Here is a 9,714-nt window from a genome sequence, read left to right as displayed (position 1 = left end):
CAGGTGGCCGCCGTCGCCGTCGCGCGCAAGCTGACCGTCCTGTGCTGGCATCTGCTGACGAACGAAGAGGATTACCTCTGGGCCCGGCCCAGTCTTGTCGCTCACAAGACGCGCGGCATGGAGTTACAGGCTGGCCGAGCGCAGAAAAAAGGCAACACGCGCGGCCCTGCCTACGCGCACAATATCAAACAACTCCGCGATCAGGAGATGCACGTCGCCGAGCAAGCGCAGAGAAGGTATGAGCACTTTGTCGAAGCTTGGCGCCCGCGCCCGCCAAAAGAAAAGGCGCGCGGGCGCCTCAACCCGGCAGGACACAGATAGGGCTGCCCGGCGACGCTTACAGCCGACGCGCCGCTCTTCGCCACGAGGTCACCCGCGCACGACAATAACAATCGCCGTTCGGGCTAGTTCCCATCCCCCTGGGACACTGGGCCGGTGAGTCATTGTTGCTGCCGATCCGACCGAGGATGCCGCCGTGCTCGGGCCGGTCAAGGCCGAGCCTTGCGGTGGCCGCAAACTGCGGCCAGCCTTGACCGCCCCTGCGCGCGGCAGCTGCGAGAAGGGCGGTCGGGACGGAAGAATGCCGGCGGCGCGGTCGAACAAAAGAATGCATCTTCCGGAGCCCGCTAAAAACTGCTTGTCGATCTCATCCGTGGAGTGCAGCTTGGTCCGGTGCTGCGCAGGGAAGGTCATGTAGGCGAGCACATCGGTCTCCGCCTCGTCGAGAAAGCCGGCAAGCTTCGGCAGCTTGGGGCGGAGCTGGTCGGCGACCTTGCGCCACTGCGTCTTGGCAGCCTCGGCATCGTCCTGCGCAAACGCGGTGGCGATGAAGGCGGAGACGACGCGTCGCCCGCTCTTGCCGGCATGCGCCAATGCATTGCGCATGAAGTGGACGCGGCAGCGCTGCCAGCTGGCGTTGAGCACCTTGGCCACGGTCGCCTTGATGCCTTCGTGGGCGTCGGAGACGACGAGCTTGACACCGCGCAGGCCGCGCCGGGCGAGCTTGCGCAGGAACGCGGTCCAGAACGTCTCGGCTTCGGACGGACCAATATCCATGCCGAGAACTTCGCGCCGGCCGTCACTGTTGACGCCGACCGCGACGATTACCGCAACCGAGACAATCCGCCCCTGCTGGCGCACTTTCACGTAGGTGGCGTCGATCCACAAATACGGCCAGTCGCCTTCGATCGGGCGGGTGAGGAACGCCTTCACCTTGTCGTCGATCTCGCCGCACAGCCGGCTCACCTGGCTCTTGGAGATGCCGGTCATGCCCATGGCCTGCACCAGATCGTCCACCGAACGGGTCGAGACGCCCTGCACGTAGGCTTCCTGCACCACTGCTGTGAGCGCCTTCTCGGCCATGCGGCGCGGCTCCAGGAAGCCTGGGAAATAAGAGCCCTTGCGCAGCTTGGGAATGCGCAGCTCGACCGCGCCGGCACGGGTCTCCCAGATCCGGTCGCGGTAACCGTTGCGCTGCGCAAGACGCTCGGGGCTCTTCTCGCCATAGGCGGCCCCGGTCTGGCCCTCCACTTCCAGCTCCATCAGGCGCTGGGCGGCAAAGCCGATCATCTCGCGCAGCAGATCCGCATCGGGGGTCTTCTCCACGAGCGTCCGCAGGTTCATCATCTCATCGGTCATCGGTGGTTCCTCGAATCAGGTTGGTGTCAGCAACCCGACCCTACCGGCGAACCGCCGGTGACCACCGCAAAGCCGCCCGCCCGCTACGGCGCTATTGGGGGCGCGCGTCCGGGCGGCTTTGCTCTACCGAGCTACACCATCACCCGGGACACGACCAGGACTTCTGCGCGCAAGTGCAGTTCGACGCGCGAATACGGAGCTCACGAAATGCGAGTGCCTGCTCTTGGAGCCTTGACGCAAGGGTGATCGAAACAAGAAAAAGACCCAATCATCGACAGCTCCTTGGGGTCGGACCACCGCGTCTGGACTGTGCGCTACAATTCGCCGCCAGCGGCCAGATTTTATTGATGGACGAGCCGGCGCTCCGCGGCTGCCGCTACACATCTGTACGAGAATCCGCGTGAACCGAGAACGGCTCCGCTAGGCACCGGGCGGCCACGAATAGAATTACGCCACCGTCACCCGCCCGTATTTTTACTCCGCTTTGCTTTGCATATCTGCTCTGGACTACGCGCCTCATCGCGCATCCGATCTCTCCAAAGACAACGAGCGACCATCCGACCGCTTGCCCCCTCCCATCCTCAAAGCTGGGATAATCCGGACAATGAGGAAATCTGGTTTGAGTTGGCGCGCACCATCGGACGTCAGATCGCACAGGATGAAAATCACGGCTCGGAGCAGCCGATAGAGGACCGGCATGACGACAGCGTCATCGAAGAAAACGGCCGTACTATACGCGCGCTATTCGAGCGACATGCAAAAAGCGACCTCGATTGACGGTCAGCTATTGCTCTGCCGGAAGGTCGCATTGCGCAACAACCTCGATGTCATCGGCGAATTTGTGGATGCCGCAAAATCTGGTCTTACCGAAGGTGCGCGGGACGGCTATCAGCGCTTGCTTAACGGTGTGCGAAACCGGAACTTTGACGTCGTCGTCGTTGAGCACTTCGACCGCTTGTCGCGTATCCCGCAACCATCCAGCGTCTCTAGCAGGTTTTCGAGTTCAACGGCGTTGAGCTGATGGATCAGAAAGGGGTCTATGCGACCGCCACTGACATCAGCATCGCAAGTCGGTACAACACGATTTACAAGCCGCAGCTCACCGAAAAGGTTCGGTGCGGCCATGACAACGCTGTTGCCAACGGAAGAATTCCTGGCTCATACGCCTATGGTTATCGGCCAAGGCCGGGCGCGCCGGGCGAACGCGTGATCGATGAGAACGAAGCAAAGATTGTGCTCCGCATCTTCACCGAATATGCAGCGGGCCACTCGACCCGAACTATCGCCGCTGATCTCACGCGCGAATGCGTGCCCTCACCAGAGGTACTGTCAGAAGAACAAGGCTGGTCGCACCATCTGGAATCATCAGTGCAACACAGGCGGTCGGCATGGTCGCGGCATTATCGGCAACGATCTATGTATTGGCGAGATACATTGGAACGTTCGCTCGACAATTCTCAACCCGGAGACGCAGAAGAAAACAGAAGCGCCGCAATCCAGAAGAACGCCACATCATAGTCAAAAAGCCAGAACTGCGGATCGTTCCGCAAGTGCTCTGGGATCGAGCGCAGAAGGTTCGTAGCGCGCGCCGTATCTATGTTCGGACCGACTGGCAAGCCGCGGCGTCGCGCCGTGATCCCGCGCAACAATGAGGACCCGCTTGCCGGTGTGCTCCGGTGCGGCGTCTGCAATGGCCATATGCGAATCGCTCAATCCTCGCGTAACGGTGCACCCCGCGCGGCATGCGCGAGCGCGCATCAGCGGGGCACCTGCGAGCACACCCGTAGCTTTGACATGGACGTTCTGCTCGAGGATGCCTCCGCCAAAATCCAAGTGGAATTGCTTTCGCCGAAAGCCATTGAAGAGGCGATGCGTGCTTGGAAGGAGGAGCGCAAAAACGATCGGAACAAGGGCAGCGAACACGCTAAGCTAGAGCGTCGACGCTGCGTGTTGACTACCGAGATCGAACGCCTGTCATATGCCATCGCAAATAGCCGTCGGAAGCCGGACGAGTTGCTCAAGCGGATCGATGAGTGCGACCTGGAGCGGGAAAGCATTGAAGACCGCTTGCGGCTGCTGGGCGGTCGCGGCGAAAATGTGATTGGCTCGATCGCCCGAAATTCAGTGACCGATACCTTTCGGAGGTTAGAAGGCTGATCACCGCGCTCAAGACCAATCCGAAGGCGATCGAAACTCGCGTCGCCTTCCGCAACTTGATTGAAGGCATAGTAGTGCATCCGGTTCGCAAGCGGATGCCCTATGAATATACCCCCTACCTGAACAGCTCCGCGCCTTACGGCAAGAACCTGTTCCCCGAAAACCGCAGCAAGGAGCGAGAAATCAGCACGTTTGCCTACTACCGATATCGCAACAGGATACTAACTGCTTGATTCCGTTGGGGCGCTGGAGGGCGATAGCGTGAACAAGCGTAGATTTTTCTACGCCCCTTCCATGGCGAGCCGCAGCGCCTTCGGGATCCGCTTCAGTATTCACCTAGTCTCATGCACGTGCCACTGCCCGCGCAGCACGAGCGGTTCGCCGCCGTGCTGCGCGGGCACTACGGCTATTATGGAAGGCGGCACAATTATCCAGCGCTCAACGGCCTCTACCGCAAAGTGCGTCGGACCTGGCTGCGTTGTCTGAGGCGGCGGAGCCAGAAAAGTCGGCGCATGCCGGATCGCGCGCAGCCGCGATCTCGCTATCGATAGCGGAGATGACGTCGTCGTTGGGAGTTCAGTTTGCGCGCCGAGCGCGCGACACTTTGATCGTCCGCGACACAATGCGATCAGGCTTGCCGGCATTCAGCCCTCCTCGCATGACATCTGTCCCAAGCATCGGGCCGGCTGGAAACCAACGACGGCGGCCGCCAATTATTGTTCCAACCACCTTCCCATTTCATTGCGATCTGTCTCTTTGCGAGGCGCAACCATGGATTTGAGAATAGATAGGACTGCGGTCGGCGCGTGTTTCAAACTCAGCGAGCTCGGAACAATTCGTCGCCCAGACCTGGCTGGCAAGGTTGGCGTCGTTGTCGATATAAGCTCCCGTACGACCGGCATCACCGTTCTGTTCGATGGTGCCAAACGACCAACCGTTTTGCATAGGGATTACATTAGCCCCAGCTCTGACGAGGATTTCCCATAGCCGTGCGCAGCTTCAGTGCGTCCTCGCTGCATCGGGGGACATCATCCGCATCGCGGATGCTGAGAAAAGCGCTTGCTGTTTTAGGGGTCGAGGCGGCCAGCCGCGCAGTTATCGTCTCGACAGCATTCTCGGGATCTCGCAGCCGCAGACGTCTTTCTCACCGCGTTATCCGATCGAGCTGACATCGACGGGCCTCAGTCAATTCCTCCAACATCGCGACCCGCGGAAATACGGCCCCGCGAGCTTCGATCCGACGCCGATCGCGGGCATCCAGTGGGGGCCCAACCTATGTTTTTCGCTGCACGGTGTGCGGCAAGCTTGGTACGCATCCGGCGGAGGCCGCAGGCTGATTGTATTACTCGGGCGGCCAGCGCTTGAGCCAAGTCGGATTTTCTTTCGTGCATCAGGACGAGCTCGATCAGATCTTCGATTCCGAAGTCGGTGAAGGCCATGACGCCGTGTTCGCCGGCGCCATAGACCCAGATGACGCCGACCTCGGGATTTGGTCGCTCCGGCCCCTGAAACCGGGAGGCCTATTTAGGAAATAGTCTCGCTTGCCAAACGCTTTCTCGGCATATTGATCGATCGAAACGATGATCGCTTGGCCGTGCTGGCGGCAGGCGTCGAAGCGGCCGGGTACTCCTGGTGCGGCCGCGCCGCGACAAGCGTTGGATGTTCTGGCGGGCGCCGGCGCGGCCGCGAAACGGCGGAGCATTGCCTCTGGCGCGAGTTCAAGCCTCCAGTATGTGGCGTTGCAAGATTTAGGCAAGCGCGAGGCGGCGAGTTGTCGTGCGTTTTGTGTGCAACGTTGTGTTCGCAACAATTGGCGGATAGCAAACAAGTGCGGGTTGGCTTTCGGAAGAGAAAGCACGCGCCACGCTTCGTTTTGCGTCCGGCTGTTCGCAGCGGTCCGTGGGCGGAAGCATCAGGCGATTGGCCCGGCTTTTGCTCCCCTGCTTGCCACGGCGTGCGGCTCCCCTGCTTTGTCGGGATCGACCGCTGCAGAATGCGGATCTCTAATGCGTGCCCAGATCACAATCGCCTCGGAGCCACCTGCGAGCTTCACGCTGCACAACGGCCTGCAGGTGGTGGTGATCCCCGATCACCGCACGCCGGTTGTGACGCAGATGATCTGGTACAGGGTTGGCTCCGCCGACGAGACCGCCGGCAAATCGGGATTGGCGCATTTCCTCGAACACCTGATGTTCAAGGGGACGGCCAAGCATCCGCCCGGCGAATTCTCCCAGACCGTTCTGCGCGTCGGCGGCAACCAGAACGGATTCACCTCGCCCGACTACACCGGCTATTTCCAACGGGTGCCGCGCGAGCAGCTTGGTGAGATGATGGAATTTGAGGCCGACCGGATGACCGGCCTCATTCTCAAAGATGAGGACGTGCTGTCCGAGCGCGACGTGGTGCTGGAGGAATTCAACATGCGCGTCGCCAACGATCCCGATAGGCGGCTCACCGAGCAGATCAGGGCGGCGCTTTACCTCAACCACCCCTACGGCCGCCCCAATCTCGGCTTTCGCCAGGAGATCGAGAAGCTCGACCGCGACGACGCGCTCGCGTTCTACAAGCGCTTCTACGCGCCGAATAACGCGATCCTGATCGTCGCCGGCGACGTCGATCCCAAGGAAATCCGCCCGATGGTGGAAAAGAATTTTGGCGACATTCCTGCACAGCCCGCGATCCCCGCGAAGCGCGTGCGGCCACAGGAGCCGACGCCCGCGGCACCCCGCACCGTGACGCTCTCCGATCCCCGCGTCGAGCAGCCCACCTGGTGCCGCTCCTATCTCGTGCCGTCAGCTACCACTGCGGCCGCAGGCGAGAGCCCTGCGCTCGACGTGCTCGCGCAGTTGATGGGCGGCGGGATCAACTCCTATCTCTACCGTGTGCTGGTGATCGACAAGCAGCTCTCCATCAGCACGAGCACGGGCTACCGGCGCACCTCGCTTGATGCCTCGCAATTCATGATTTCGGCTACGCCGAAACCTGGCGTCGAATTCGTCCAGATCGAGGACGCGATCGACAAGGTGATCGCCGACCTCGCGCAAAATCCCGCGCGCGCCGAGGATCTCGAGCGCGTCAAGACCCAGTTGATTGCGCAAGCGATCTACGCCCAGGATGACCAAGCGACGCTTGCGCGCTGGTATGGCACCGCGCTCACCACGGGACTCAGCATCGACGATATCCGAAGCTGGCCGGACCGCATCCGCGCCGTCACCGCCGAGCAGGTGCGCGAGGCCGCGCAGAACTGGCTCGACAACAAGCGCTCGGTGACCGGCTATTTGATCAACGATTCTGCGCCCAAACCCGAGGAGAAGCGCTCGTGACCTATTCTCTCACTCGGCGTGCCGTCCTCGGTGGGGCCTCGCTCGCGATCGCGACGCTCGGCTCTGCACCATCATTTGCTGCTACCAAGATCCAGCGCCTGCTCTCGCCCGGCGGCATCGAAGCCTGGTTTGTGCAGGAGGCCACCGTCCCGCTGATCGCGATGAAATATGCCTTCGGCGGCGGCGCCAGCCAGGATCCGGCTGAGAAGCCCGGCGTCGGTCACCTGGTCGCCGGCCTGCTCGGCGAAGGCTCCGGCGATCTCGATTCCAAGAGCTTTAACGAGCGGCTCGACCGCCGCGCCATTGAGCTGAGCTTTACCTCGTGCCGTGACCAGTTTCGCGGCTCCTTGCGCATGCTCAAGGACAACAAGGATGAGGCTTTCGGCCTGCTGCGGATGGCGCTGACCTCGCCGCGTTTCGATGCGCCCGATGTCGAACGGATCCGTGCGGCGGTGCTCTCGACCCTTCGGCGTGACTCCACCGATCCTTCAACGCTCGCCGATCGCAAGTTCTTCGAAGTCGCCTTCAACGATCATCCTTATGGCCGCCAGGCCGGAGGAACGTTCGAGAGCGTGCCGAAGATCGACGTCGCCGATCTGAAGGACTATGTCCGCCGCGTGATCGCCGAGGACACGCTCAAGATCGCGGTGGTCGGTGACGTCGATCCAGAGACGCTTGGCAAACTGCTCGACAAGACCTTTGGCAGCCTGCCGGCAAAGGCGCAGTTGACAGAGGCCGCCGATGTAGTTGCGGCAAAGCCGCCGCAGCGCGTCTTCATTCCGCTCGACGTGCCGCAGACGGTCGTGAGCTTCGGCGGTCCGGGCGTCCGCCGCAGGGAGCCGGACTTTATGGCGGCCGATGTCGTCAACCAGATCCTCGGCGGCGCCGGTCGGTCGTCGCGGCTGTTCCGCGAAGTCCGCGAGAAGCGTGGGCTCGCCTATTCCGTCCGTGAGACGCTGCTCTGCATAGATCATTCCGCGCTGTTCGTCGGCAATACCGGCACCCGCGCCGATCGCGCCGGCGAGACGGTTGAGGAGATCGACAAGCAGGTCCGCCGCATGGCCGAGGAAGGCCCGACCCAGCAGGAGCTCGACGAGGCCAAGTCGTACCTGAAGGGCTCGCAGATGCTGGCGCTGGATACATCGTCAAAACTCGCGCACGCGCTGCTGCAATGCCAGATCGACAAGCTGCCGATCGACTATATCGAGAAGCGTAGCGCCCTCGTCGACGCGGTGACGCTGGAGGACGCCAAGAAGGTCGCACAGCGGCTGTGGGGCCAGGGCCTGCTCACCGTCATCGTCGGCCGTTCCCTGCAGGCCGCAGCCCAGCCGGCTGCCGCGCCATCAGCCGCAACGCCGGCAACACCCGTGAGGTGACATTCGGTGCGCGTTAAGGACAAGCTGTCCTATAGCCGTTATTTGGCCGACGTCCGATCTGCCTACATCAAGGGGCGGCCTCACGAGAGCGCGTCACTTCAGCTAGTCGTTACGCATCCGACGACTGCCGCGCAACGATTACGCGCGCGCATAGACGGTCTGGGTTATGATGGTCGCTAGCCAGTTGAGACGTTCAGGTTGCGACGGACCGCTGATCAGAGTTTTTTTCGACCGCGCGTAGCCTTTTCCATTCCCAAGGAAGCAACTCGTGCAGGCGCGAGGCAGCAGATCGGCGATACGGGCCAGAACATCGGCGAGCCAGGCTTGCGGGTCGACATCGTTGAGGCGTGCAGTGGTGAGAAGCGTCACCATGACAGCGGCGCGGTCTGCCCCGCGCTGAGACCTGGCAAAGGTCCAATTGCGTCTTCCGAGAGCGATACAGCGCAGCGCTCTTTCCGCAGCGTTGTTGGTCAGGCAGATTCTGCCATCATCAAGGAAGCGGGCGAAGTCGGCCCAGCACTTGAGCATGCAGTCGATCGGCTCGCGAACCTCGGAGGAGCGCGAGAGTGTGGCGCGTTCGGTGGTCATCCATTCGTGCATCGCATCGAACAGCGGCTTGCTCTTTTGCTGTCGCACGCTAAGCCGCTCGGCGGCGGTCAAGCCGTTGATCTCGCGCTCGATGACGAAGAGTGCATCGAGGCGTCTGAGCGCCTCCAGCGCTATCGGGGAGATCGGCTTACCCTTCTTGAGCTCCCGGGCATTTTTGCGATGTCGGCCAGCTCGAAGAAGCGCCGCCGCGCATGGGCGAAGCAAAACGCAGGCGTAATCGGCAGCACCTTCCTCTGCGGGTCGAACAGCGGCTCGAAGCCGTTGTAGCAATCGGCTTGCAGGATACCGGCTAATCGCGAGGTGGCGGTAATGTGAAGGAACGCCGCCGGATGCGGGATTGATACTGTTTTTGATTGACGTTCCTTCGCATTATTTCAGAGCGTGTCGAGCCAGGCGAGCAGACTCGTATCCCGCTTCCATGACGGGGGATGTCGTGCCGATTCCGGAGCACTGACCTGTTCCAGCGCCTTTCGCTTCGTTTCCAGATTGGCCCTGGCATAGTGATTGGTGGTGTCGAGGCTCACATGACCAAGCCAGCTACGGATAACGGTGACGTCGACCCCCGCCGAGACGAGGTGTACGGCGGTGGCATGTCGGAAGCTGTGCGGCGT

General features: G+C 61.8%; 7 protein-coding genes and 4 pseudogenes. 8 read left to right on the top strand and 3 right to left on the bottom strand.

Features of this window, described 5'->3' with window-relative positions:
- Window positions 1-321, top strand: a pseudogene (locus FXV83_RS30445) (IS110 family RNA-guided transposase); the annotation flags it as partial.
- 315 nt (window positions 322-636) lie between these two features.
- Here the strand turns inward: FXV83_RS30445 and FXV83_RS30440 are convergent.
- Window positions 637-1,638, bottom strand: a pseudogene (locus FXV83_RS30440) (IS256 family transposase); the annotation flags it as partial.
- Between the two features lie 697 nt (window positions 1,639-2,335).
- Between FXV83_RS30440 and FXV83_RS44400 the strand changes: the two are divergent.
- The 7 genes and pseudogenes from FXV83_RS44400 to FXV83_RS30410 all read left to right on the top strand — a co-directional run bounded on the left by FXV83_RS44400 (window position 2,336) and on the right by FXV83_RS30410 (window position 8,494).
- Window positions 2,336-2,659, top strand: coding sequence for a recombinase family protein (locus tag FXV83_RS44400; protein WP_235940323.1), 324 nt, complete (start codon window positions 2,336-2,338; stop codon window positions 2,657-2,659).
- Entirely contained in the window at window positions 2,659-3,156 is a 498-nt protein-coding gene (locus FXV83_RS44395) for a recombinase family protein (protein ID WP_235940321.1), read from the top strand. The genes FXV83_RS44400 and FXV83_RS44395 overlap by 1 nt, the downstream gene beginning before the upstream one ends.
- The gene (locus FXV83_RS44985) at window positions 3,060-3,290 is read left to right on the top strand and encodes a recombinase family protein (protein WP_275199832.1); all 231 of its coding nucleotides are present in this window, start codon (window positions 3,060-3,062) and stop codon (window positions 3,288-3,290) included. The genes FXV83_RS44395 and FXV83_RS44985 overlap by 97 nt, the downstream gene beginning before the upstream one ends.
- Window positions 3,235-3,390: pseudogene (locus FXV83_RS45210) on the top strand (hypothetical protein); the annotation flags it as partial. The gene FXV83_RS44985 and the pseudogene FXV83_RS45210, both read left to right, overlap by 56 nt.
- A 42-nt stretch (window positions 3,391-3,432) precedes the next feature.
- Entirely contained in the window at window positions 3,433-3,795 is a 363-nt protein-coding gene (locus FXV83_RS44385; protein WP_235940325.1) for a hypothetical protein, read from the top strand.
- A gap of 2,006 nt (window positions 3,796-5,801) precedes the next feature.
- Window positions 5,802-7,118, top strand: coding sequence for a M16 family metallopeptidase (locus tag FXV83_RS30415; protein WP_148743277.1), 1,317 nt, complete (start codon window positions 5,802-5,804; stop codon window positions 7,116-7,118).
- The gene (locus FXV83_RS30410) at window positions 7,115-8,494 is read left to right on the top strand and encodes a M16 family metallopeptidase (protein WP_148743276.1); all 1,380 of its coding nucleotides are present in this window, start codon (window positions 7,115-7,117) and stop codon (window positions 8,492-8,494) included. Before FXV83_RS30415 ends, FXV83_RS30410 begins: the two co-directional genes overlap by 4 nt.
- Window positions 8,495-8,687: 193 nt before the next feature.
- Here the strand turns inward: FXV83_RS30410 and tnpC are convergent.
- Window positions 8,688-9,390: pseudogene (tnpC, locus tag FXV83_RS30405) on the bottom strand (IS66 family transposase); the annotation flags it as partial.
- A gap of 87 nt (window positions 9,391-9,477) precedes the next feature.
- The coding region (locus FXV83_RS30400) for a tyrosine-type recombinase/integrase (RefSeq protein WP_148743275.1) at window positions 9,478-9,714 on the bottom strand (237 nt) is incomplete at its 5' end.

Source organism: Bradyrhizobium hipponense (genome assembly GCF_008123965.1).
Lineage (GTDB): Bacteria > Pseudomonadota > Alphaproteobacteria > Rhizobiales > Xanthobacteraceae > Bradyrhizobium > Bradyrhizobium hipponense.
This window is presented reverse-complemented; position numbering and strand designations above follow the sequence as displayed.

What these genes read in the sequence shown, in the direction of transcription:
- FXV83_RS44400 (WP_235940323.1), top strand. Translation starts at nt 2,336, where the DNA reads ATGACGACAGCGTCATCGAAGAAAACGGCCGTACTATACGCGCGCTAT.
- FXV83_RS44395 (WP_235940321.1), top strand. Translation starts at nt 2,659, where the DNA reads ATGGATCAGAAAGGGGTCTATGCGACCGCCACTGACATCAGCATCGCA.
- FXV83_RS44385 (WP_235940325.1), top strand. Translation starts at nt 3,433, where the DNA reads ATGGACGTTCTGCTCGAGGATGCCTCCGCCAAAATCCAAGTGGAATTG.
- FXV83_RS30415 (WP_148743277.1), top strand. Translation starts at nt 5,802, where the DNA reads ATGCGTGCCCAGATCACAATCGCCTCGGAGCCACCTGCGAGCTTCACG.